Raw genomic sequence first — 22,250 nt, forward strand, 5'->3', positions numbered from 1 at the left:
AGGCAATGTCAATCGCCGGGTTAGCTTTTGTCACGACCCGGCTGCCAAACGGCTGGCCGGCGGGCCGGTTCAGGCCTTCAGACCGCGGCCCACCAGGAAGGTTTCCGCCGATTTGTCGCGGCTGGCCTTGGGTTTGACCGGCTTGACCACCCGGAAGGTGTCGCGAAACAGCGCCACCATGGGCTCGTAGGCCCCGCCGTGGAACAGCTTGACCACCAGCGCGCCCTCGGGTTTGAGCTGCTGGCGGGCGAAATCCACCGCAAGCTCGATCAGGTGCTCGATGCGCGCGGCGTCGGTGTCGGCGATGCCCGAGAGGTTGGGCGCCATGTCGGACACCACCAGATCGAGCTTGCCGATGCCCTTGGCGGCCAGGGTGGCCTGCAGCCCGGCCAGCACCGACTCTTCGCGGAAATCGCCCTGGATGAAGTGCACACCTTCGATCGGCTCCATGGGCAGCAGGTCGAGCGCCACGATGGTGCCATCGAGCTGACCAACGGCAGCGCCCTGCGGGCTCAGGCGCCGGCGCAGGTACTGGCTCCAGGCGCCCGGGGTGCTGCCCAGGTCGGCGATGGCCATGCCCGGACGCACCAGCCCCAGGCTTTCGTCGATCTCCTTGAGCTTGTAGGCCGCACGCGCGCGGTAGCCGTCTTTCTGGGCCTGGCGCACGTACGGGTCGTTCACGTGCTCGTTGAGCCAGGCCTTGTTGACCTTCTTGCTCTGGGTTTGAACCTTGATGCCCATGGGGTCTCGGGTGTGGGTAGCCGATAATTCTCCCATGCCCGCCATCACCCTCACCCCCGCCCAACGCAAAGTCCACCGCGCCGAGGCCCACCACCTCGACCCCGTGGTCCACATCGGCAACGATGGCCTCACCCCCGCCGTGCAGAAAGAAGCCGACGCCGCGCTCAAGGCCCACGGCCTGATCAAGGTGCGCGTGCTCAGCGACGACCGCGCCCTGCGCGAGTCCATGCTCGAACAGCTGGCCGACGCGCTCGACGCCGCGCCCATCCAGCACATCGGCAAGCTGCTGGTGCTGTGGCGCCCCCTGCCCGAGAAAGAGCGTGCGCCCGACGAAGACCGCAAGCCCGGCCCCAAGGACGTCAAGGTGCTCAAGTTCGGTAAGCGCCCGGGCCAGAAGCCCGAAATCAAAGTGGTGCGCGTGCTGGGCAACCAGCGCCTCACCCCGGGTGGCCAGGTCAAGCGGGCCAAGGTGCGCCAGAAGAGCGTCAAGAAGTCCGGCCAGTGAGCGCGGACCTTCGGTCCGGCGCTTGAAACCCCCGCCCCAACCACCCATCTGAGCCGCCATGAACGTCCGCACCGATCCCAGCCAGCTCAACCCCCTGCTCGATTTCTCCGACCTGCCGCGCTTCGACGCCATCGCGCCCGAGCTGGTCGGCCCGGCGATCGACACCCTGCTGGACGAGGCCGACCGGGCCCTGCGGACCGCCACCGCCCCCGATTTCCCCGCCGACTGGGCCCGCCTGGCCGCCACGCTCGACGTCGCGACCGAGCGCCTCTCGCGCGCCTGGGGCGCGGTGAGCCATCTCAACAGCGTGGCCGACACGCCGGCCCTGCGCGCCGCCTACAACGCGGCCCTGCCCAAAGTCACCGAGTTCTGGACCCGCCTGGGCGCCGACGAGCGCCTGTACGCCAAGTACAAGGCCATGGATCCCGGCACCCTCAATGCCGAACAGGTGCAGGCCCGGCGCAACGCGCTGCGCGGCTTCGTGCTCGGCGGCGCCGAGCTCAAGGGCGCCGACAAGGCGCGCTTCGCCGACATCCAGGAACGCTCGGCCGAGCTGGCGCAGAAGTTCAGCGAGAACGCGCTCGACGCCACCGACGCCTTTGCCATCTACGTGGGCGCCGACGAGCTCGCCGGCGTGCCCGACGACGTGCTGCAGGCCACGGCCGCGGCCGCACGCGCCGACCAGCAACCCGGCCACAAGCTCACGCTCAAGATGCCGGTGTACCTGCCCGTGATGCAGTTCGCCCACAACAGCGCGCTGCGCGAGCGCCTGTACCGCGCCTACGTGACGCGGGCCAGCGAGCAGTCCGAGGCCAGGCAGTTCGACAACTCGGCCATCATGGTCGAGCTGCTCGCGCTGCGCCACGAAGAGGCGCAACTGCTCGGCCACCGCCACTTCGCCGACGTCTCGCTGGTGCCCAAGATGGCCAATTCGCCCGAGCAGGTGATTGCCTTCCTGCGCGACCTGGCGCACAAGGCGCGCCCGTTCGCCGAGCAGGATCTGGCCGACATGCGCGACTTCGCGGCCAAGGAGCTCGGCCTGGCCGATCCCCAGGCCTGGGACTGGCCCTACATCGGCGAGAAGCTCAAGGAAGCGCGATATGCCTTCAGCGAGCAGGAGGTCAAGCCCTACTTCACCGCGCCCAAGGTGCTCGCGGGCCTGTTCCACATCGTCGAGACCCTGTTCGAGGTGGCCATCCGCAAGGACAACGCGCCCACCTGGCACCCGGGCGTGGAGTTCTACCGCATCGAACGCGACGGCCGCCTGGTCGGCCAGTTCTACCTCGATCCCGGCGCCCGCACCGGCAAGCGCGGCGGCGCCTGGATGGACGACGTGCGTGCGCGCTGGCGCCGCCCCGACAACGGCACCCTGCAGACGCCCGTGGCCCACCTGGTGTGCAACTTCGCCGAGGGCGTCGACGGCAAGCCCGCGCTGCTCACGCACGACGACGTCATCACCCTCTTCCACGAATTCGGCCACGGCCTGCACCACATGCTCACGCAGGTCGAGGAGCGCGATGTCTCGGGCATCAGCGGCGTCGAATGGGATGCGGTGGAGCTGCCCAGCCAGTTCATGGAGAACTTCTGCTGGGAATGGGAGGTGCTGCGCCACATGACGGCCCACGTGGACACCGGCGCACCGCTGCCGCGCGCGCTGTTCGACAAGATGCTCGCGGCCAAGAACTTCCAGAGCGGCCTGCAGACCCTGCGCCAGGTGGAGTTCGCGCTGTTCGACATGCTGCTGCACAGCCAGACGCCACCGCCCGCCGACGGCGCGGCCATCATGGCCCTGCTCGATGGCGTGCGCCGCGAGGTGGCCGTGCTGCAGCCGCCGGCCTACAGCCGCACGCCGCACACGTTCAGCCACATCTTCGCGGGCGGCTACTCGGCCGGCTACTACAGCTACAAGTGGGCCGAGGTGCTGAGCGCCGACGCCTACGCGGCCTTCGAGGAGGCCGCGCGGCAAAACGGCCACAGCACCCTGGACGTTGAGACCGGTCGCCGCTACCGCCGGTCGATTCTGGAAGCCGGGGGCAGCCGTCCTGCGATGGAATCGTTCACGGCCTTCCGCGGCCGCGAGCCGTCGATCGACGCCTTGCTGCGCCACCAGGGCATGGCCTGAGCCCCGCCACCCCCGTCCACCGACACCCATGAAGACCCGCACCGCGCTGATCGTTGCCAGCTTGAGCCTGGGGGCCGCCCTGTCCGCCTCCGCCCAGGGCGTGTACCGCATCGTCGGGCCCGATGGCCGCGTGAGCTTCTCGGACCAGCCGCCGCCCGCCAACAGCGGCAGCCGGCCCCAGCCCGTGACCCCGGGCGCAGCCGGCACCGGCGGCGGCGCACAACTGCCCTTCGAACTGCGCCAGACCGCCACGCGCTATCCGGTCGTGCTCTACACGGGCAAGGACTGCGCCCCGTGCAACAGCGGCCGCAACCTGCTCAACGCGCGCGGCATCCCCTACACCGAAAAAACCGTCACCACGGCAGAAGACGTTGAGGCGCTCAAGCGGCTGGCCGGCGAAGCCTCGCTGCCCCTGCTGTCCATCGGCTCGCAGCGGCTGCGCGGTTATTCCGACGCCGAATGGACGCAGTACCTGAATGCGGCCGGTTACCCGGCGCAGTCGGCGCTGCCACCCGGCTACCGCCGCGCGGCCCCCAGCCCGCTGGTCGACGTTGCGCCCGCGGCCGGCAATGCGGCCCCGTCGGGTGCCGCGCGCGGCAACGACAGCACGGCGCCCACCGCGCCGGCCGAGGTGCCCGTGACGCCCCCGCCGAGCAACCCTGCGGGCATCCGCTTCTGAGCCAGGCGCTCAGAAGCTGAGGGTGCGAACGCCCTCGGCCGTGCCCAGCAGGCACACACTGGCCTTCTGGTGCGCGAAAACGCCCACCGTGACCACACCGGGCCACTGGTTCACTTCGCTCTCGAAGCCCAGCGGGTCGCTGATCTTCAGGCCGGTCACGTCGACGATGTGCTGACCGTTGTCGGTCACGAGGGGCACGCCGTCCTTCAGGCGCACGCGGGCCTGGCCGCCCAACGCCGCGAACTGGCGGATCACGCGCGCCGTGGCCATGGGGATCACCTCCACCGGCAGCGGGAACGCGCCCAGTGTCGCGACCAGCTTGGATTCGTCGGCGATGCACACGAAGCGGCGCGATTGGGCCGCGACGATCTTCTCGCGCGTGAGCGCGGCGCCGCCGCCCTTGATCATGTGGCCCTGGCCGTCGATCTCGTCGGCGCCATCGATGTAGACGCCGATGGTCTCGACCGCGTTGGCCTCGAGCACGGGAATGCCGATGGCCTTCAGGCGCGCGGTCGACGCCTCGGAGCTCGACACGGCGCCCGGCACGCGGTCCTTGAGGGTGGCGAGCGCCTCGATGAACTTGTTGACCGTGGAGCCCGTGCCCACGCCCACGATCTCGCCCGGGGTCACGTATTGCAGGGCCGCCTGGCCCACCAGGGCTTTGAGTTCGTCTTGGGTCATTTGCGAGAATTGCGGGTTGGTCTAAAGCTGCGGATTATCCGATGTCACTCCTTCCCTACGGCGCGGCGCGCCCCTTCCTCTTCGGCATGGACCCGGAGGCGGCCCACGAACTCACGCTGGGCGCGATCGCGCGGCTGCAGCATTCGCCGCTCACCTGCCTCTACAGCGAGCCGCGCGTGAACGATCCCTTCACGCTCGCGGGCCTGGGCTTTCCCAACCGCGTGGGCCTGGCCGCCGGGCTCGACAAGAACGCGCGCTGCATCGACGGCCTGGCCGCCATGGGCTTCGGCTTCGTCGAGGTCGGCACGGTGACGCCCAAGGGCCAGCCGGGCAACCCGAAGCCGCGCATGTTCCGCATCCCCGAGCGCCAGGCGCTGATCAACCGCCTGGGCTTCAACAACGAAGGCCTGGACGCCTTCCTGGCCAACGTGCAGCGCGCGCGCTTTCGCGCCGAGCGCGGCGGCACGCCCATGCGCCTGGGTCTGAACATCGGCAAGAACGCGAGCACGCCGATCGAGCGCGCCACCGACGACTACCTGACCTGCCTCGACGGCGTCTACCCGCACGCCGACTACGTCACCGTCAACATCTCCAGCCCCAACACCCAGAACCTGCGCAGCCTGCAGAGCGACGCGGCGCTCGACGCGCTGCTGGGCGCGGTGATGGAGCGGCGCGAACAGCTCGCGCAGCGCCACGGCCGGCACATTCCGGTGTTCGTGAAGATCGCGCCCGATCTCGACGACGCGCAGATCGCGGTGATCGCGGCCACGCTCAAGCGCCACGGCTGCGGCAGCGACGGCAGCGCCACCGGCGCGCTGGGCGTGATCGGCACCAACACCACGCTCTCGCGTGAGGCCGTCAAGGGCCTGCGCCATGCCGGGGAAACCGGCGGCCTGTCGGGCGCGCCGGTGCTCGAAGCAAGCAACCGCGTGATCCGCGCGCTGCGCGCGGCGCTGGGCCCGGGCTTTCCCATCATCGGCGTGGGCGGTGTGTTGAGCGCCGACGACGCCGTGAGCAAGATCGCCGCGGGCGCGGACCTGGTGCAGATCTACACCGGCCTGATCTACCGCGGGCCGGCGCTGGTGCGCGAATCGGCGCAGGCGATCGCCGCGCTCAGGCGCTGAGGGTGCCGCCGGCTGGCGCCGGCCCAAGGCAAACGGATTGGTGGGGATCGGGGAGGAACCGCCCTGGCGGGGGATGGACACAGGACCGTGTCCGTCAACCGCAACGCCAGCGCCTTCCCATGGAAAAGAAAAGGGTGTCCATCGGCACGTACCGCCAACCCATTGCCACCCCGCACGCGCCCCGGCACCCCCCGCAAGAGCCGGCGCCGCCGGTTCGGCCCGAGCAGGGCTACGCGCTGCCGCCCCTGCCCCGGATCGACAAGCGAAAGAGCCTGAAGCGGTCTGAAGAACTCGACGGCCCACGCACGGTGTCGGTGCGCCCATCGCCCAGCGCCTCGCGCAACTCGAGTCCCGTCAAGACCGGTGTGACCAGCCCGCGCACCCCGCGACTTTCGAGCCTCAGGCAACGCCTGGGCGAGGTGTGGGAAACGGTGAGCCGATCCCCACGCGACGCATCCCGCGACGAGCCGGTCCACGGTGATGCCGCGCAACGCCGCGCCACCCGGGAGGCCGAAGATGCCGAACGCGCCACCTGGCCGCTCGGCGTGCAGATCGTGGCCTGCATCGACGAACTCAAGCCCACCGAGACCCTGCTTCGCAACGACAGCTGCACCTCGCGCGCCCTCAAGAGCCACTTTTTCGAACACATGCCCGCATCGCCCGAGGCGCTCGTGATCGAGGCCAGCCGATGTGGGGTGCCGGCGTGGCCGACCCTGGGGGGCGGCAGCAAACTGGACACGGCCGCACTGGCCGATGACCCCGCGAGGCTGGACGCCTTGTGCGAGCTGCTCGCGCGGAGCACCGCCCTCGCGGTCTCCTTCCTCGCGTCCCTGCAGCAAGGGCTCGACGGTCTGGGGCTGGGTGCCGCCCTGGCCGCCATGCAGCGGCGGTTTCCCGACCGCGGGGCCCACGCCAACGCCCGCGCACTCGGCAGCGCCCTCTTCTACCGGAACGTGCTGGCGCCGTTTTCCGATGCGTTCACCCAGGTGCAGCACCTGCCCCCGGACCAGCGCGCGCACCTGAGCTTCTGCAACCGGGTCATCCAGCAGGCGGTGAACGGCAAGGCACCCGAGGGGGACGCCAAGGCCCCGGTGCCGCTTCAAACGGCCATCCGGGCGGCCCACGAGGCCATCGGCGCGCGCCTGGCCGTGGGCGACTGACGGGGGTCGCCGAGTCAGCCCAGCGCGCGCAACGGGTGCGCGAACGCGGGCCAGGGCGGCTCGAAGAAGGCCGCCACGTGTTCGGGGCTCACGTCCTCGATGCGGGCCGGATTCCACCGCGGGCTGTGGTCCTTGTCGACCGCGAGCGCGCGGATGCCTTCCACCGTTTCGCTCGCCGCGCCCGGGCGCAGGTGGAAGCAGCGCCGCACCAGGTTGCGTTCCATGCGCAGGTCGTCGGCCAGTCCCATGCCGCGCGCGCGGCGGATCTGCTCGAGCACCACGTGCAGCATCAGCGGCGATCGCTGGCGCAGCGTGGCCAGGGTCTCGGCGGCCCAGGCGTCGCTGGCCGCGGCTTCGAGCGCCGCGACGATGGCGGGCACGCTGGCCTGCCCGAACGCGGCGTTCACTTGCGCCATCGGCCAGGGCGCCGCGGGCGCGGCGGACTGCAGGTGGCTTTCGACCCAGCGCTGCACCGCTTCGCCATTCTCAAACGGCGTGCTGCCCAGGCTGGCCCAGAGGTTGGGCAGGCGCTGCGCCTCGATGTGCCCGTCGGCCAGGCCCGCGCTCAGCGCTTCGCGGCCCTGCAGCACGCGGCCCGTGAGCGCGAGGTACTCGCCCAGGTGGCCGCTGCAGCGGCTCAGGAAGTAGCCGCCGCCGACGTCCGGGAACAGGCCGATGTTGGTCTCGGGCATGGCGAGCTTGCTGCGCTCGGTGACCACGCGCAGGCTTGCGCCCTGGCTGATGCCCATGCCCCCGCCCATGCAGATGCCGTCCATGAAGGCGATGTAGGGCTTGGGGTAGGTGTGGATCAGGTGGTTGAGCGCGTATTCCTCGGTGAAGAAGTCTTCGAGCTCGGGGTTGCCGGCCAGCGCGGCCTGGTGGAAGAAACGGATGTCGCCGCCCGCGCAGAAGGCGCCGAACGGGCCTTCCTTGTTGACGCCGCGGATGGCCACCGCGATCACGCCCGGGTCCTCGCGCCACGCGATCAGCGCGGCGCCGAGCGCGCGGATCATCTCGAGCGACAAGGCGTTGAGGGCCTTGGGGCGGTTGAGCGTGATCAGGCCGACACGGCCCTGGACTTCGACGATGACGGTGGGCTCGGGCGAGGACATGACCAATCTCTCCTGCGAAAAAACTCAGTCGGGTCGCTGGGGTGAGGATTCCAGCGTCTGGATGCGGGGCGCGCCACTGCGCGAACGCCAGCCCAGCAGTTCGTTGACGACCAGCGCACCGATCACCAGCGTGCCACCGAACAGCACCTCGCGACCGGGCGCCTCGCCCGCGCCGAGCCAGGCCAGCAGGATGCCGAAGATCACTTCGAGCAGGGCCAGCAGCGAGACCTCGGGCGCCTTGAGCGAACGCGCGCAGACCACGGCCAGCGCGCAGGGAATGGCCAGTTGCACCAGACCCAGCAGCGCGAGCCAGCCGATGTCGGCCGCGGTGGCATTGAAGGGCAGCGCGAGCGGCAGCGTGAACAGCGAAGACACCAGCGCGCCGAGCAGCACCGAGGGCACGAGGTCGATCTTTTCGCCATGGGTCTGGCTGCGCTGCACCACGGTCCAGTTGATCGCCGCGGCCGTCGGCACGCACAGCGCCGCGAGCGAGCCGGCCACCAGCGCGCCGGTGTCCACGGCCGCGTCGCCGAAGGCCTGCAGGAACTGGCTGCCGTACATGTAGACGATGCCCAGGCCCGCGGCCACGATGGCCGCCCAGGTGCGCAGCGCCAGCCGCTGGCCGAGCGTGAAACGCGCCACCAGCGCCGTGAGCAGCGGGCCCACCGACATGATGATGAGCACGTTGGCGACGGTGGTGAAGGTCAGCGCCAGCATGAAGGCAGTGAACATCACGCTCCAGCACAGGCCGCTGATCCAGAACGGGGTGGAGCCGGGCAGCACGCCCCAGTGGCGGTGCAGCAGGCCCTCGCCCGCCTTGGGCACCAGCGCGCCGCTCGCGCGGTCGGCCGCGCGCCACAGCGGCAGGATCAGCAGCAGCGACAAGGCCGTGAAGGCGCTGCGCCAGAACGTGACCTCGAAGCGCGCCGCCGATTCGAGCTGGCGCGACACCACGCCCGCGATCGACCACATGAGGGTGACCGCGACCATGAGCAGCACCGCCTGCGTGTGCGTCAGGCGGCTGAGCGCGCGAAACGGCATGGCGGGATCAGGCTTCGCGGCTGGCGCGCTTGCGCTCGTGCTCCTTCAGGAAGCGCTTGCGCAGGCGGATGCTCTTGGGCGTGATCTCGACCAGCTCGTCGTCTTCGATGAACTCGACGCCGTATTCGAGCGTGAGCTGGATCGGCGGCGTGATCTTGATCGCGTCTTCCTTGCCGCTGACGCGGAAGTTGGTGAGCTGCTTGGTGCGGGTGGCGTTGACCACGAGGTCGTTGTCGCGGCTGTGGATGCCCACGATCATGCCCTCGTACACCGGGTCGTTGGCCTTCACGAACATGCGGCCGCGGTCGTCGAGCTTGCCGAGCGCGTAGTTGAAGATCTCGCCGTCGTCCATGCTGATGAGCACGCCGTTCTTGCGGCCGGCCACCTCGCCCTTGTGCGGCTCGTAGCCGTCGAAGATGTTGGCGATCAGGCCCGAGCCACGCGTGAGGTTCAGGAACTCGTTGCTGAAGCCGATCAGGCCGCGCGCCGGGATGCGGTACTCCAGGCGCACGCGGCCACGGCCGTCCGGGTCCATGTTGAGCAGCTCGCCCTTGCGCTCGCCCAGGGCCTGCATCACGGCGCCCTGGTGGGCTTCCTCGATGTCGGCGGTGACGAGTTCGATCGGCTCCAGGCGTTCGCCGTTCTCTTCCTTGAACACCACGCGCGGCTTGGACACGGCCAGCTCGTAGCCTTCGCGGCGCATGTTCTCGAGCAGGATGGTCAGGTGCAGTTCACCGCGGCCCGAGACCTCGAACACGCCGTCTTCGTCGGTGGCCTTCACGCGCAGGGCCACGTTGCTCTGCAGTTCTTTCTGCAGGCGGTCCCAGATCTGGCGGCTGGTGACGAACTTGCCTTCGCGACCGGCCAGCGGGCTGGTGTTGACGCAGAAGTTCATGGTCAGCGTGGGCTCGTCCACCTTGAGCATGGGCAGCGGCTGCGGGTTGGCGGGGTCGGTCAGCGTCACGCCGATGCCGATGTCCTCGATGCCGTTGATGAGCACGATGTCGCCGGGGCCGGCTTCGGGGGCCTGCACGCGGTCCAGGCCCTGGAAGGTCAGCACCTGGTTGACGCGGCCCTTGAAGCTCTTGCCGTCCGGCCCTTCCATCACGAGCACGTCCATGGCGGGCTTGATGGTGCCGGCGCTGATGCGGCCCACGCCGATGCGGCCCACGAAGCTCGAGTAGTCGAGCGCGGAGATCTGCAGCTGCAGCGGCGCGGCGGGATCGCCCTGGTGCGCCGGCACGTGCTTGAGCACGGTCTCGAACAGGGCCGACATGTCGGGGCCCCACTGCTCGCCGGCCGGGCCTTCTTCGAGCGAAGACCAGCCGTTGATGCCCGAGGCGTAGACCACGGGGAAGTCGAGCTGTTCGTCGGTGGCGCCGAGCTTGTCGAACAGGTCGAAGGCGGCGTTGATGACCTTGTCGGGGTTGGCGCCGGGCTTGTCGACCTTGTTCACCACCACGATGGGCTTCAGGCCCAGGGCCAGCGCCTTCTTGGTCACGAAGCGGGTCTGCGGCATGGGGCCTTCCTGGGCGTCGATCAGCAGCAGCACGCCGTCGACCATGGACAGCGCGCGCTCGACCTCGCCGCCGAAGTCCGCGTGGCCCGGGGTGTCGACGATGTTGATGTGCGTGCCCTTCCAGCTCACCGCGCAGTTCTTGGCGAGGATGGTGATGCCGCGCTCGCGTTCGATGGCGTTGTTGTCCATCACGGTGTCGACCACCTTCTCGTGTTCGGCGAAGGTGCCCGACTGGCGCAGCAGCTGGTCGACCATGGTGGTCTTGCCGTGGTCGACGTGGGCAATGATGGCGATGTTGCGGATGGGTCTGCTCATGGTGTGGCCTCTGAGGTGTCGAGGATTTGCTGGATGTCGGTCGGGCTCAGCAAGCGGCCCGGAATGAGTTCACCGCCCTGCGTGTGGGCGGTGCCCAGCAGAACGGCTTGGGGGTGTGCGGACGAGGCGGCGGGGCCGAACACGGCCACGCGCTCGCGGTTGGGCCAGTCGCCGCGGCGGCGCACGCCGCTCAGAAAGCGCCCGGCATGCTCGGCATCGAGCGTGACGCGCTCGTGACCGCCAAGCAGCGCATCGACCGGCCGCAGCGCCGCCAGGCGCTGCGCTTCGGGCAAGGCCTCGAAGGCCTCGAGCGTGATCGCGTCGGTCACGCTGAAGGGGCCGGTGGCCACGCGGCGCAGCGCGATCAGGTGGCCACCGCAGCCCAGGGCTTCGCCGATGTCTTCGCCCAGGGTGCGGATGTAGGTGCCCTTGCTGCAGACCACGCGCAGGCGCAGCTGCGGCGCGTCGCCATCGAGGCGCATGTCGAGCAGCTCGATCTCGTGGATGGTCACGCGGCGCGGCTCGCGCTCCACGGTTTCGCCATCGCGCGCGTATTCGTAGAGGGCCTTGCCGTCTTTCTTGAGCGCGCTGTGCATGGGCGGCACCTGCTCGATCTCACCCATGAAGCGGTCGAGCACCTCGACCACCTGGCCCACGCTGCATTGCACCGCGCGCGTGGCGATCACCTCGCCCTCGGCGTCGGCCGTGCTGGTGCGCACGCCCAGGCGCACCGTGGTCTCGTAGGTCTTGTCCGCGTCGAGGTGGAGCTGGCTGAACTTGGTGGCCGCGCCGAAACACAGCGGCAGCACGCCGGTGGCCAGCGGGTCGAGCGTGCCGGTGTGGCCGGCCTTCTCGGCGCGCAGCAGCCACTTGGCCTTCTGCAAGGCCTGGTTGCTGGAGAGACCCAGCGGCTTGTCGAGCAACAACACCCCATGCACAGGGCGCCGTTGCACCCTGGTGCGTGGCGCGTGCATCACTCGTCCTCGTTCTTGGAACGCGAAGCCACGGCCTTGGAGATCAAGGCGTTCATGTCGGCCGCGCGCTCGGTGGTGCGGTCGAACACGAAGTGCAGCGTGGGCACGGTGTGGATGTGCAGGCGCTTGAACAGCGCGTTGCGCAGGAAACCGGCCGCGGCGTTGAGGCCTTCGGCGGTTTCCTCCGGGTTGCCGGTGAGCAGGCTGAAGAACACCTTGGCGTGCGCGTAGTCGGGCGTGACCTCGACCGCGTTGAGCGTGACCATGCCCACGCGCGGGTCCTTCAACTCGCGCGCGATCAGCTCGGCCAGATCGCGCTGGATCTGGTCGGCCACGCGGTAGCCGCGGTTGGGAACGGAAGACGCCTTGCGGGGCATGGGAATCTCGCTTTGCCGGGGTGCTTACAGCGTGCGCGCCACTTCCTTGACCTCAAAGAACTCGAGCTGGTCGCCCTCTTTGATGTCGTTGTAGTTGCGCAGCTTGATACCGCACTCGAAGCCTTCCTTGACCTCGCGCACGTCGTCCTTGAGGCGCTTGAGCGATTCGAGCTCGCCCGTGTGCACCACCACGTTGTCGCGCAGCAGCCGGTAGTGGGCCGAGCGCGTGACCTGGCCCGAGGTGACCATACAGCCGGCCACGGTACCGATCTTGGAGGCCACAAACACCGTGCGGATCTCGGCCATGCCGATGACCTCTTCGCGCTTTTCGGGCGCGAGCATGCCGGACATGGCCGCTTTCAGCTCGTCGACCGCGTCGTAGATGATGTTGTAGTAGCGCAGGTCGATCTCGTTGCCCTCGGCCAGCTTGCGCGCACCGGCATCGGCGCGCACGTTGAAGCCGATGACCACAGCGCCCGAGGCGATCGCGAGGTTGATGTCGCTCTCGCTGATGCCGCCAACGCCCGCGTACACGAGCTGCACCCGCACCTCTTCGGTCGAGAGCTTGAGCAGCGCGGCGGCCAGTGCCTCCTGCGAGCCCTGCACGTCGGCCTTGAGGATGATGGGCAGGGTCTTGACCTCGCCCGCCGACATGTCGGCGAACATGTTCTCGAGCTTGGCGGCCTGCTGCTTGGCGAGCTTGGTGCTGCGGTACTTGCCCGCGCGGTAGGTGGCGATCTCGCGCGCGCGGCGCTCGTCGGCCATCACCATGAACTCGTCGCCGGCCTGCGGCACTTCGGCCAGGCCCTGGATCTCCACCGGAATGGAGGGGCCGGCTTCCTTGGTGTTGCGGCCGTTCTCGTCGAGCATGGCGCGCACGCGGCCCGAGGTCTGGCCCGCCAGCACCACGTCGCCGACCTTGAGCGTGCCGCTTTGCACCAGCACGGTGGCCACGGCGCCGCGGCCCTTGTCGAGGCGGGCTTCGATCACCAGGCCCTTGGCCATGGCGTCCACCGGCGCCTTGAGCTCGAGCACCTCGGCCTGCAGCAGCACCTGCTCGAGCAGTTCGTCGATGCCCAGGCCGGTCTTGGCCGACACCGCCACGAAGGGCGATTCACCGCCGAATTCCTCGGGCACCACCTCTTCGCCCACGAGCTCGGACTTCACGCGCTCGATGTTGGCTTCGGGCTTGTCGGCCTTGGTCATGGCGACCACGATGGGAACGCCCGCGGCCTTGGCGTGCTTGATGGCTTCCTTGGTCTGCGGCATCACGCCGTCGTCGGCGGCGCAGACCAGGATCACGATGTCGGTGGCCTGGGCACCGCGCGCACGCATGGCCGTGAAGGCCTCGTGACCCGGGGTGTCGAGGAAGGTCACCATGCCGCGCGGCGTGTCCACGTGGTAGGCGCCGATGTGCTGCGTGATGCCGCCGGCCTCGCCCGCGGCCACCTTGGCGCGGCGGATGTAGTCGAGCAGCGAGGTCTTGCCGTGGTCCACGTGGCCCATGACGGTGACCACGGGCGCGCGCGGCAGCGCCTCGGCCTGCTGGCCCTGCACCTCTTCCTCGGTGAAGGCCTCGGGGTCGTCGAGGGCGGCCTGCACCGCCTTGTGGCCCAGTTCTTCCACCAGGATCATCGCGGTGTCCTGGTCGAGCGACTGGTTGATCGTGACCATCTGGCCCAGCTTCATGAGCTGCTTGATCACCTCGGACGACTTCACCGACATCTTGTGCGCGAGCTCGGCCACCGTGATGGTCTCGGGCACGTGCACCTCGATCTGCTTGAACTCGGCGGGCGCCTGGAAGCTGCCCTGGCCGTCGCGGCTGTCGCGGCTGTCGCCGCGGCGGCCCTTGGGCCCGCTGCGCCAGTTGCTGCGGCCCGAGCTGGTGTCGCCACGGGTCTTGATCTCTTTCTTCTTGGCCGCGTCGTCCTTCCAGGTGGAAGACAGGTTCTCCGACTTGACCTCTTTCTTGCCGGCGGTGCCGGGCGCGGCCGGCGTGGCGGCCGCGGGCGCCTTGGCGGGCGTGCCCGCGGGCTTGTGCAGCGTGCCCTTGAGGCCGGCCTTCGCGTCGGGCGCGGGCTCGGGCTTCTTGGCCACCAGCGTCTTCGCGGGCGCGGCCATCATGGCGCGGATGTTGGCGGCCTCGGCTTCGGCCTTGCGGCGGCGCTCGAGCAGGTCGGCGGCGCGCGCCTCTTCGGCCTTCTTGTCTTCGGCGGCCTTGGCCGCGGCGGCCGCGGCAGCGGCTTCCTTGTCCGGCCCCTTGACCTTCACGGCCACGGGCTTGGCCGGCGCAGCCGCTTCGGCGGCAGGCGCAGCGGCCTCTTTGGGCGCGGCGGCGTCGGCCGCGGCTTTGGCGGCCGCAGCGGCTTCGGCCGCGGCCTTGGCGGCGGCCGCGGCTTCGGCGGCACGGGCCTCTTCGGCTTCACGCGCGGCGCGCTTGGCGGCCAGCTCTTCTTCCTGGCGGCGGATCAGCTCGGCCTGGCGGCGGGCCTCTTCCTCGCGGCGGGCCAGCTCGGCCGGGTCGATCGCCGGCACCGCGGGTTCGGCCGCGGGCGCCTCGGCCTCGGTCGTCGTGGGCTCGTCATCGCGCTTGATGAAGGTGCGCTTCTTGCGCACCTCGACCTGGATCGTGCGCGCACGGCCCATGGCGTCGGCCTGCTTGATCTCGGACGTGGACTTCTTGACCAGCGTGATCTTTTTGCGCTCGCCGCTGGCGGTGCCGTGTGCGGCCTGCAGGTGGCCGAGCAGGCGCTGCTTGTCGGCTTCGGTGATGGGATCGGACGGCGCGGACTTGCGCACACCCGCGGCCGTGAGCTGCTCGAGCAGCACGGCGGCGGGTTTGTTCAGTTCGGCGGCGAATTCGGCGACGGTGGTACTGGTCATGTGTGCTGTGCTCCGTGGGCCTCCGTGATCAGGATTGCGGCTGCGCTTCGTCACCGGCGGTGAACCAGTGGGCGCGGGCTTTCATGATCAGGTCGGTGGCGTCCGCATCGGACTGGCCGGTGATCTCGGTCAGTTCGTCGGTGGCCAGGTCGGCCAGGTCGTCGCGGGTGTGGATGCCGGCCTCGGCCAGCTTGGCAATCAGTTCGGGCGTGATGCCCTCGAGGTCCTTGAGGTTCTGCGACACCTCTTCGACGTTTTCCTCGCGCGCGATTTCCATCGTGAGCAGGGCGTCCTTGGCGCGCGTGCGCAGCTCGTTGACGGTGTCTTCGTCGAAGGACTCGATCTCGAGCATTTCCTGCAGCGGCACGTAGGCCACCTCTTCGAGGCTGGTGAAGCCTTCCTCGATCAGGATGTCGGCGATCTCCTGGTCCACGTCGAGCTTGGACATGAACAGCTCGCGGATGCCGCTGGCCTCTTCGGCCTGCTTCTGGGCCGATTCGTCGGCCGTCATGATGTTGATGCGCCAACCCGTGAGTTCGCTGGCCAGACGCACGTTCTGGCCGCCGCGGCCGATGGCGATCGCGAGGTTCTCCTCGTCGACCACCACGTCCATGGCGTGGCGCTCTTCGTCGACCACGATGGACACCACGTTGGCCGGCGCGAGCGCGCCGATCACGAACTGCGCCGGGTCTTCGGACCACAGCACGATGTCCACGCGCTCACCCGCGAGCTCGTTGGTGACGGCGTTCACGCGCGAACCGCGCACACCCACGCAGGTGCCGATCGGGTCGATGCGCTTGTCGAAGCTGTGCACGGCGATCTTGGCGCGCGAGCCCGGGTCACGGGCACATTTCTTGATTTCGAGCAGGCCCTGCTCGATCTCGGGCACTTCCTGGCGGAACAGCTCGATCATGAACTCGGGGGCCGAGCGCGACAGCAGGATGGGCGCGCCACGCAACGTGAGGTCGACCTCCATGATCATGGCGCGCACGCGATCGCCGGTGCGGAAGTTTTCCTTGGGAATCATCTCGCCGCGCTTGAGGCGGCCTTCAACGCGGCCGCTCTCGACGATCAGGTCGCCCTTGTCCATGCGCTTGATGGTGCCGACGAAGATCTTGTCGCCGCGCGACATGAAGTCGTTGAGCAGCATCTCGCGCTCGGCATCGCGGATCTTCTGCAGGATGACCTGCTTGGCGGCCATGGCGCCGATACGGCCGATGGGCACGCTCTCGACCGGCTTCTCGATGTAGTCGCCTTCTTCGATGTCGGCGATCTCGTCGCGCGCATCGGACAGCAGCTCTTCGGCGTCGGGGTTCTGCAGGCCGGCTTCATCGGGCACCACGAGCCAGCGGCGGAAGGTTTCGTAGGCGCCCGTGTCCGGGTCCATGGCCACGCGGATGTCGACCTCGCCCTTGTAGAGCTTCTTCGTCGCCGAGGCCAGCGCCTGCTCGACCGCACCCAGCACCACGTCGCGCTCGACGTTCTTCTCGCGCGAGATGGCATCGATCAGCATCAACATTTCGCGGTTCATCGTTTTGCCTGCCTTTCCAGTTCGATCCTTGGTCTTGTCCTGCGGCGCCTCAGGCACCCGGGGCGCCCCGCCCCTTGAAATTCACGATCGGCGCCAGCCGCGCCTGTGCGATTTCGTCCAGCGTGAAGCCCAGCGCCTGCAACGGCGCGGCTTCGCGCTTCTTGCTCACGCGCTGGCCCGGCTTGGGCGGCGGCTCGTCGCTCCAGACGATCTGCCACTGCCCGGTCTGCGCCCAGCCCTCGGCCCGCTCGAGCGTGCCGCGGAATTTCTTGCGGTTGGCCGCCACAGCGCCATTGGCGCCGAGCGCGGCCTTGAGCGTGATGTCGACCACCTGGCCCTCGAAACGGCGGAAGTCGTTCTCGTGGCGCAGCGGGCGGTCGATGCCCGGCGAGCCCACCTCGAGCCGGCGGTAATCGGTGCCCTCGACCTCCAGCGCGTACTGCAGCTGGCGCGTGACGCGCTCGCAGTCCTCGACGGTCACGAACTGCTCGGTCGGCAGCGGCTGGCCCGCTTCGGGCGGCGTCCAGGGCAGGTCGATCGTCACGCGCAGCAAGCCGCCGGCGGACCGCTCCAGGTCCACCAGGTCAAAGCCGAGTCCGGCCACGGTTTGTGCGACGGTGTCTTGCCAGCCCATGAATGAAATGCGTCGAGCCGGTGACGGTTTCCCGCCCGGCCAAAAAAAATGGGCCGGTGGTAACCCGCCCATTTGGTCGTGAAGCGCGCATTGTAGCCGCCCGGGGGGCCGCTAGCAAGCCGCGAGCCAGGCTTTTTCAGATGCCGATCACCCACTGGATGAGGCTCTTGGCCAGAAACCCCACCATGCCGAAGGACAGCACCAGGAACAGCACGAAGGTGCCGAAGCGCCCGGCCTTGGATTCGCGCGCGAGCTTGTAGACGATGAACAGCATGTAGGCGATGAAGGCGCCGATGCCGAAGGTGAGACCGAATTGCGCGATCTGGGCCTCGGTGAAGCCCCACAGGGTGCCGGGGGGCATGGCTCAGGCCTCCCGCCGGTCCGGGGCGAGCTCGCGGTAAGCGTGCCAGCTCGCGTGTGCCAGCCAGGGGATCACCACCACCAGGCCCAGCAGCGCCGGCAGCATGGCCAGCGCCACGAGCAGCGCAATCAGCAGTGCCCAGGCCACCAGCAGCACCGGGTGGTTGGCCACCGCGCGCCAGCTCGCGCCCACGGCCACGTGCACCGGCACCGGGCGGTCGACCAGCATGGGCAGGGCCACCACGGTGCTCGCGAACACCGGCGCGGCCAGCAAGGCGCCCTGCAGCATCCAGACCTCGAACAGCCCGGGCTCGGGCGCAAGCACGACCACGCGCAGGAAGTCCAGCGGCTTTTCGATCGGCATCGGCGCCGCCAGCGTGATGAGGCCGGCCGAGCTCAGCACCCAGCCCGTGCCCGCCAGCGCCAGCAGCAGCCCGAAGCGCACCAGCCGCGGGTCGCGCGAGCGCCACACCGCGAGCACCTCGCGCAGCGCCAGGCGCCGGCCGGCGGCGAGCGCACGGCTCACCGCGTACAGGCCCGTGGCCAGGATGGGCGCCACGATCAGAAAGCCCGAGAACGCGCCCGCGAGCAGCCAGAAGCGGTCGTGCGCCACCAGCAACAGGAGTTGGCCGAACAGCGCGATCAGCACCCCGTGCAGCAGGCCGGGCGCGGGGTGGGCGAGCAGGTCGCGCCAGCCCAGGGCGAGCCAGCGCAGGGGCGACGGGTGGGGGTTCGGGGAAACGTCGGGCATGGCCGGTGATTGTGGCCGCGGCACCGTGCCGCCGCCCTGACCTGGATCAAGCGGCCGCGCGCACCAGCAGCTGCGTGTAGGGGTGCTCGGGCGCGGCCAGCACCTCCAGCGCGGGGCCGCGCTCCACCACCGCGCCGTCCTTCATCACGATGACCTCGTGCGCCATGGCGCGGATCACGTCCACATCGTGCGTGATGAGCAGATAGCTCAGGGCCCGCTCGCGCTGCAGGCGCTGCAGCAGCGCCAGCACCTGCTTTTGCACCGTCACGTCGAGCGCGCTGGTGGGCTCGTCGAGCACCAGCAGTTGCGGCTCCACGATCAGCGCGCGCGCGATCGCCAGGCGCTGGCGCTGGCCGCCCGAGAATTCGTGCGGGTAACGCTGCATCAGGGCCTGGGCGGCGGCCGGGCTCTCGGCCAGCCCCACCTCGGCCAGCAGCGCGGCCACGCGTTCGCGCCGCTCGGCCACCGACAACTCAGCTCGGTGCACCTGCAGGCCCTCGCCCACGATCTGCTCGATGGTGAGCCGCGGCGAGAGCGAGGAGAACGGGTCCTGGAACACCACCTGCACCCGCTGGCGCAGCGCGCGCAGGCCGCGCTGGCGGCGGGCCTCTTCCCAGTCGGTGCCGGCCACCACCAGACGGCCCTGGAACGGCAGCAGGCCCAGCGCCGCCAGCGCGAGCGTGCTCTTGCCCGAGCCCGACTCGCCAATGACGCCCAGTGTGCGGCCCGCGGGCACGGCGAGCGTGGCGTTCTGCACCGCGGTGAACACACCCTTGCGGAACCAGCCCTTGAAGCCGGAGAGCGGCACGGGGTAGTCCACGCGCAGGCCCTCGGCCTGCAGCGCGGGCGCGGCACTGGCGGGCGCAGGCGATTCGTCCACCGCGCGCTCGGGCCGGCTCGCGAGCAGCTTGCGCGTGTAGGCGTGCTGCGGGCGCTCGAACACCTCGGCCACCGTGCCCTGCTCCACCAACTGGCCTTTCTCCATCACGGCCACGCGGTCGGCGAAGCGGCGCACCAGGTTCAGGTCGTGCGTGATGAGCAGCACCGCCATGCCGTGCGCGCGCTGCAGCTCGGCCAGCAGTTCGAGGATCTGGCCGCGCAGGCTCACGTCGAGTGCCGTGGTGGGCTCGTCGGCGATCAGCAGCTTCGGGCGGCTCGCCAGCGCCATGGCGATCATGGCGCGCTGGCGCTGGCCGCCGCTCAACTGGTGCGGGTAGGCGCGGGCGCGGCGTTCGGGCTCGGGGATGCCGGTGGACCGCAGCAGCTCGACCACGGCGGCGCGCGCCTGGGCGGCGTCGAGCCCGCGCTTGAGCTGCAGCACCTCGGCGATCTGGTTGCCCACGGTGTAGAGCGGGTTGAGCGCCGTCATGGGCTCCTGGAAGATCACGGCCACTTCGTCGCCGCGCACGCCGCGCAGTTCGCGCTCGCCCAGCGCGAGCAGGTCGCGCCCACCCAGCCGCGCCTGGCCCGAGACCTCGGCGTTGACCACCAGGCGCAGCAGCGACAGCGCCGACACGGTCTTGCCCGACCCCGACTCGCCCACCAGCGCGAGCTTCTCGCCCGGCGCGATGGCAAAGCTCACGCCGTGCACCACGGGCTGGCCGCCAAAGGCCACACGCAGGCCTTGCACTTCGAGCAGCGGCGCGGCGGGCTGGGGCTCAGACATCCTGTTTCCTCGGGTCGAGGGCGTCGCGCAGCGCGTCGCCCATGAAGGTGAGCAGCAGCAGCGTGATCACGAGCACGCCGAAGGTGGACAGCGAGATCCACCAGGCGTCGATGCTGTTCTTGCCCTGGCTCAGCAGCTCGCCCAGCGAGGGCGTGCCCGGCGGCACGCCCAGGCCGAGGAAGTCGAGCGAGGTGAGCGCGAGGATGGCCGCGCTCATGCGGAACGGCAGGAAGGTGACCACCGGCGTGAGGCTGTTGGGCAGGATGTGGCGCCAGATGATCTGCGCATTGCTCAGGCCCATGGCGCGCGCGGCGCGCACGTAGTCGAGCTGGCGGTTGCGCAGGAATTCGGCGCGCACGTAGTCGGACAGGCCCATCCAGCCGAACAGGCTGAGCAGGATGAGCAGCAGGCCCACGCTGGGCGCAAACACCGCCGAGAAGATGATGAGCAGGTAGAGCTCGGGCATGGAGCCCCAGATCTCGATGAAGCGCTGGAAGGCCAGGTCGGTGCGGCCGCCGAAAAAGCCCTGGATCGCGCCCGTGATCACGCCCAGCACCACGCCGATGGCGGTGAGCGCGAGCGCGAACAGCACGCTCACGCGAAAGCCGTAGATGAGCTGGGCCAGCAGGTCGCGCCCACGGTCGTCGGTGCCCAGCCAGTTCGCCCGGCTCGGGCCCGAGGGGTTGGGCTGCTCGGCGAAGTAGTTGATGGTCTGCGAGCCGTAGGGATTGGGCGCGTAGAGGGCCCAGTTGCCGCCCTGGGTGATGCGCTCGCGGATGAAGGGGTCGAGGTAGTCGGTGGGGGTCTGGAAATCGCCGCCGAACACCGTCTCGGGCAGGTCCTGCACGATGGGGAAATAGGTCTTGCCCTCGTAGCGCACGACCAGTGGCCGGTCGTTGGACAGCAGCTCGGCGCCCAGGCTGGCCACCACGAGCACGCAGAACAGCACCAGGCTCCAATAGCCCAGGCGGTTGCGCTTGAAGCGCTGCCAGGCGCGGCGGCCCGGGCTTGGCGAGGGGATGGCGGGGGTGACGGTGATGGAGGCCATCAGTCGAACTTCACGCGCGGATCGACCCACACGTAGCACAGATCCGAGACCAGCTTGGTGACCAGACCGATCAGGGTGAACAGGAACAGCGTGCCCATCACCACCGGGTAGTCGCGGCGGATCACGCTCTCGTAGCTCAGCAGGCCCAGGCCATCGAGTGAGAACAGGGTCTCGATCAGCAGCGCGCCCGTGAAGAAGGCGCCGATGAAAGCCGCGGGAAAGCCCGTGACGATGGGGATCATGGCGTTGCGCATCACGTGCTTCCAGAGCACCTGGCGCTCGCCCAGGCCTTTGGCGCGCGCGGTCATCACGTACTGCTTGCGGATCTCTTCGAGAAACGCGTTCTTGGTGAGCATGGCCGTGACCGCGAAGCTGCCCAGCACCATGGCGGTGACGGGCAGCGCGATGTGCCAGAGGTAATCGACGATGCGCGCGCCCCAACCCAGTTCGTCCCAGTTGGCCGAGGTGAGGCCACGCAGGGGGAACCACTGCAGCTGCCCGCCGAAGATCACCAGCAGGGCCACGCCGAGCACGAAGCCCGGGATCGCATAGCCCACGAGCACGATCAGCGTGGTCACGAGGTCGAAGCGCGTGCCCGCGCGCACCGCCTTGGCCACGCCCAGCGGCACGGCCACGCCGTAGCTGATGAGAAAGGTCCACAGCCCCAGGCTGATGGACACCGGCAGCTTCTCGGCGATGAGCTGGCCCACGGGCTTGTTCTGGAAGAAGCTGGTGCCGAGGTCGAAGCGCGCGAAGCGACCGAGCATCTCGATGAAGCGCTGGTGCGCGGGCTTGTCGAAGCCGTAGAGGGCCTTGATCTGCTCGATGCGATTGGGGTCCACGCCCTGCCCGCCGCGGTAGACCGAAGCACCTTCGGCCCCCGCCCCCGCGGCCGCGCGCGCCTCGGCCAGGTACTGCTCCACCGGCCCGCCGGGCACGAACTGGATCACCACGAAGGTGATCAGCAGCACGCCGAACAGCGTGGGCAGCATGAGCAACAGGCGCTTGAGGATGTAGACCCACATGG

General features: G+C 69.5%; 20 protein-coding genes. 5 read left to right on the forward strand and 15 right to left on the reverse strand.

The window, feature by feature from the left end; translation table 11 throughout:
• Window positions 1-69: 69 nt before the first annotated feature.
• The gene (locus G9Q37_RS08020; protein ID WP_166231089.1) at window positions 70-735 is read right to left on the reverse strand and encodes an RlmE family RNA methyltransferase; all 666 of its coding nucleotides are present in this window, start codon (window positions 733-735) and stop codon (window positions 70-72) included.
• 40 nt (window positions 736-775) lie between these two features.
• Here G9Q37_RS08020 and G9Q37_RS08025 point away from each other — a divergent pair, with 40 nt between their 5' ends.
• The 3 genes from G9Q37_RS08025 to G9Q37_RS08035 are packed head-to-tail and all read left to right on the forward strand — an operon-like array spanning window position 776 to window position 4,047.
• The gene (locus tag G9Q37_RS08025; protein ID WP_166226691.1) at window positions 776-1,246 is read left to right on the forward strand and encodes a YhbY family RNA-binding protein; all 471 of its coding nucleotides are present in this window, start codon (window positions 776-778) and stop codon (window positions 1,244-1,246) included.
• 58 nt (window positions 1,247-1,304) lie between these two features.
• Window positions 1,305-3,368 carry a M3 family metallopeptidase gene (locus G9Q37_RS08030; protein ID WP_166226692.1) on the forward strand — a complete coding sequence of 688 codons (2,064 nt, stop codon included), beginning with the start codon at window positions 1,305-1,307 and terminating at the stop codon, window positions 3,366-3,368.
• 28 nt (window positions 3,369-3,396) lie between these two features.
• Complete coding sequence (locus tag G9Q37_RS08035) at window positions 3,397-4,047, forward strand: glutaredoxin family protein (protein ID WP_166226693.1); 651 nt, start codon at window positions 3,397-3,399, stop codon at window positions 4,045-4,047.
• A 9-nt stretch (window positions 4,048-4,056) separates the two neighbouring features.
• Here the strand turns inward: G9Q37_RS08035 and rpiA are convergent, their stop codons facing one another.
• Complete coding sequence (gene rpiA, locus G9Q37_RS08040; RefSeq protein WP_166226694.1) at window positions 4,057-4,728, reverse strand: ribose-5-phosphate isomerase RpiA; 672 nt, start codon at window positions 4,726-4,728, stop codon at window positions 4,057-4,059.
• 41 nt (window positions 4,729-4,769) lie between these two features.
• Between rpiA and G9Q37_RS08045 the strand changes: the two genes are divergently transcribed.
• Together G9Q37_RS08045 and G9Q37_RS08050 are read left to right on the forward strand one after the other, a co-directional pair.
• The gene (locus G9Q37_RS08045; RefSeq protein WP_166226695.1) at window positions 4,770-5,852 is read left to right on the forward strand and encodes a quinone-dependent dihydroorotate dehydrogenase; all 1,083 of its coding nucleotides are present in this window, start codon (window positions 4,770-4,772) and stop codon (window positions 5,850-5,852) included.
• A 119-nt stretch (window positions 5,853-5,971) separates the two neighbouring features.
• On the forward strand, window positions 5,972-7,012 hold the full coding sequence (locus tag G9Q37_RS08050) for a hypothetical protein (RefSeq protein WP_166226696.1): 1,041 nt from the start codon (window positions 5,972-5,974) through the stop codon (window positions 7,010-7,012).
• Between the two features lie 14 nt (window positions 7,013-7,026).
• On the opposite strand, the gene G9Q37_RS08055 is transcribed toward G9Q37_RS08050, so the two are convergent.
• The 13 genes from G9Q37_RS08055 to G9Q37_RS08115 form a co-directional block, all read right to left on the reverse strand.
• Entirely contained in the window at window positions 7,027-8,124 is a 1,098-nt protein-coding gene (locus tag G9Q37_RS08055) for an enoyl-CoA hydratase/isomerase family protein (protein WP_166226697.1), read from the reverse strand.
• A gap of 24 nt (window positions 8,125-8,148) precedes the next feature.
• Window positions 8,149-9,165 carry a DMT family transporter gene (locus G9Q37_RS08060; RefSeq protein WP_166226698.1) on the reverse strand — a complete coding sequence of 339 codons (1,017 nt, stop codon included), beginning with the start codon at window positions 9,163-9,165 and terminating at the stop codon, window positions 8,149-8,151.
• Between the two features lie 7 nt (window positions 9,166-9,172).
• Window positions 9,173-10,999, reverse strand: a complete 1,827-nt coding sequence (gene typA / locus G9Q37_RS08065) for a translational GTPase TypA (protein WP_166226699.1) — start codon at window positions 10,997-10,999, stop codon at window positions 9,173-9,175.
• Window positions 10,996-11,973 carry a tRNA pseudouridine(55) synthase TruB gene (gene truB / locus G9Q37_RS08070; RefSeq protein WP_166226700.1) on the reverse strand — a complete coding sequence of 326 codons (978 nt, stop codon included), beginning with the start codon at window positions 11,971-11,973 and terminating at the stop codon, window positions 10,996-10,998. The genes typA and truB overlap by 4 nt, the downstream gene beginning before the upstream one ends.
• Window positions 11,973-12,350 (reverse strand): 30S ribosome-binding factor RbfA, encoded by a 378-nt coding sequence (gene rbfA, locus G9Q37_RS08075; RefSeq protein ID WP_166226701.1) that lies wholly within the window; start codon window positions 12,348-12,350, stop codon window positions 11,973-11,975. The genes truB and rbfA overlap by 1 nt, the downstream gene beginning before the upstream one ends.
• A gap of 24 nt (window positions 12,351-12,374) precedes the next feature.
• A complete protein-coding gene (gene infB, locus G9Q37_RS08080) occupies window positions 12,375-15,233 on the reverse strand; it encodes a translation initiation factor IF-2 (RefSeq protein ID WP_166226702.1) in 2,859 nt (952 codons plus the stop codon).
• A 28-nt stretch (window positions 15,234-15,261) separates the two neighbouring features.
• Window positions 15,262-16,764, reverse strand: a complete 1,503-nt coding sequence (nusA, locus tag G9Q37_RS08085) for a transcription termination factor NusA (RefSeq protein WP_166226703.1) — start codon at window positions 16,762-16,764, stop codon at window positions 15,262-15,264.
• A 49-nt stretch (window positions 16,765-16,813) separates the two neighbouring features.
• Window positions 16,814-17,398: a ribosome maturation factor RimP gene (rimP, locus tag G9Q37_RS08090; RefSeq protein ID WP_166226704.1), complete on the reverse strand. Its 585-nt coding sequence runs from the start codon at window positions 17,396-17,398 to the stop codon at window positions 16,814-16,816.
• Between the two features lie 136 nt (window positions 17,399-17,534).
• Window positions 17,535-17,759, reverse strand: coding sequence for a DUF2788 domain-containing protein (locus G9Q37_RS08095; protein WP_166226705.1), 225 nt, complete (start codon window positions 17,757-17,759; stop codon window positions 17,535-17,537).
• 3 nt (window positions 17,760-17,762) lie between these two features.
• Window positions 17,763-18,509, reverse strand: a complete 747-nt coding sequence (locus tag G9Q37_RS08100; protein WP_166226706.1) for a DUF2189 domain-containing protein — start codon at window positions 18,507-18,509, stop codon at window positions 17,763-17,765.
• Window positions 18,510-18,555: 46 nt separating this feature from the next.
• Complete coding sequence (locus G9Q37_RS08105) at window positions 18,556-20,175, reverse strand: ABC transporter ATP-binding protein (RefSeq protein WP_166226707.1); 1,620 nt, start codon at window positions 20,173-20,175, stop codon at window positions 18,556-18,558.
• Window positions 20,168-21,223, reverse strand: coding sequence for an ABC transporter permease (locus G9Q37_RS08110; RefSeq protein WP_166226708.1), 1,056 nt, complete (start codon window positions 21,221-21,223; stop codon window positions 20,168-20,170). Before G9Q37_RS08110 ends, G9Q37_RS08105 begins: the two co-directional genes overlap by 8 nt.
• Entirely contained in the window at window positions 21,223-22,248 is a 1,026-nt protein-coding gene (locus tag G9Q37_RS08115) for a microcin C ABC transporter permease YejB (protein ID WP_166226709.1), read from the reverse strand. The genes G9Q37_RS08110 and G9Q37_RS08115 overlap by 1 nt, the downstream gene beginning before the upstream one ends.
• Window positions 22,249-22,250: the final 2 nt, after the last annotated feature.

This window comes from Hydrogenophaga crocea, from assembly GCF_011388215.1.
In the GTDB taxonomy this organism is placed as follows: domain Bacteria; phylum Pseudomonadota; class Gammaproteobacteria; order Burkholderiales; family Burkholderiaceae_C; genus Hydrogenophaga; species Hydrogenophaga crocea.

Bases quoted from the DNA above. Each gene is read 5' to 3' on its own strand.
- G9Q37_RS08055 (WP_166226697.1), bottom strand. From the start codon at position 8,124: ATGTCCTCGCCCGAGCCCACCGTCATCGTCGAAGTCCAGGGCCGTGTC.
- typA (WP_166226699.1), bottom strand. From the start codon at position 10,999: ATGAGCAGACCCATCCGCAACATCGCCATCATTGCCCACGTCGACCAC.
- nusA (WP_166226703.1), bottom strand. From the start codon at position 16,764: ATGAACCGCGAAATGTTGATGCTGATCGATGCCATCTCGCGCGAGAAG.
- rimP (WP_166226704.1), bottom strand. From the start codon at position 17,398: ATGGGCTGGCAAGACACCGTCGCACAAACCGTGGCCGGACTCGGCTTT.
- G9Q37_RS08035 (WP_166226693.1), top strand. From the start codon at position 3,397: ATGAAGACCCGCACCGCGCTGATCGTTGCCAGCTTGAGCCTGGGGGCC.
- rpiA (WP_166226694.1), bottom strand. From the start codon at position 4,728: ATGACCCAAGACGAACTCAAAGCCCTGGTGGGCCAGGCGGCCCTGCAA.
- G9Q37_RS08105 (WP_166226707.1), bottom strand. From the start codon at position 20,175: ATGTCTGAGCCCCAGCCCGCCGCGCCGCTGCTCGAAGTGCAAGGCCTG.
- G9Q37_RS08030 (WP_166226692.1), top strand. From the start codon at position 1,305: ATGAACGTCCGCACCGATCCCAGCCAGCTCAACCCCCTGCTCGATTTC.
- G9Q37_RS08045 (WP_166226695.1), top strand. From the start codon at position 4,770: ATGTCACTCCTTCCCTACGGCGCGGCGCGCCCCTTCCTCTTCGGCATG.
- infB (WP_166226702.1), bottom strand. From the start codon at position 15,233: ATGACCAGTACCACCGTCGCCGAATTCGCCGCCGAACTGAACAAACCC.
- rbfA (WP_166226701.1), bottom strand. From the start codon at position 12,350: ATGCCCCGCAAGGCGTCTTCCGTTCCCAACCGCGGCTACCGCGTGGCC.
- G9Q37_RS08060 (WP_166226698.1), bottom strand. From the start codon at position 9,165: ATGCCGTTTCGCGCGCTCAGCCGCCTGACGCACACGCAGGCGGTGCTG.
- G9Q37_RS08025 (WP_166226691.1), top strand. From the start codon at position 776: ATGCCCGCCATCACCCTCACCCCCGCCCAACGCAAAGTCCACCGCGCC.
- truB (WP_166226700.1), bottom strand. From the start codon at position 11,973: ATGCACGCGCCACGCACCAGGGTGCAACGGCGCCCTGTGCATGGGGTG.
- G9Q37_RS08100 (WP_166226706.1), bottom strand. From the start codon at position 18,509: ATGCCCGACGTTTCCCCGAACCCCCACCCGTCGCCCCTGCGCTGGCTC.
- G9Q37_RS08110 (WP_166226708.1), bottom strand. From the start codon at position 21,223: ATGGCCTCCATCACCGTCACCCCCGCCATCCCCTCGCCAAGCCCGGGC.
- G9Q37_RS08115 (WP_166226709.1), bottom strand. From the start codon at position 22,248: ATGTGGGTCTACATCCTCAAGCGCCTGTTGCTCATGCTGCCCACGCTG.
- G9Q37_RS08050 (WP_166226696.1), top strand. From the start codon at position 5,972: ATGGAAAAGAAAAGGGTGTCCATCGGCACGTACCGCCAACCCATTGCC.
- G9Q37_RS08095 (WP_166226705.1), bottom strand. From the start codon at position 17,759: ATGCCCCCCGGCACCCTGTGGGGCTTCACCGAGGCCCAGATCGCGCAA.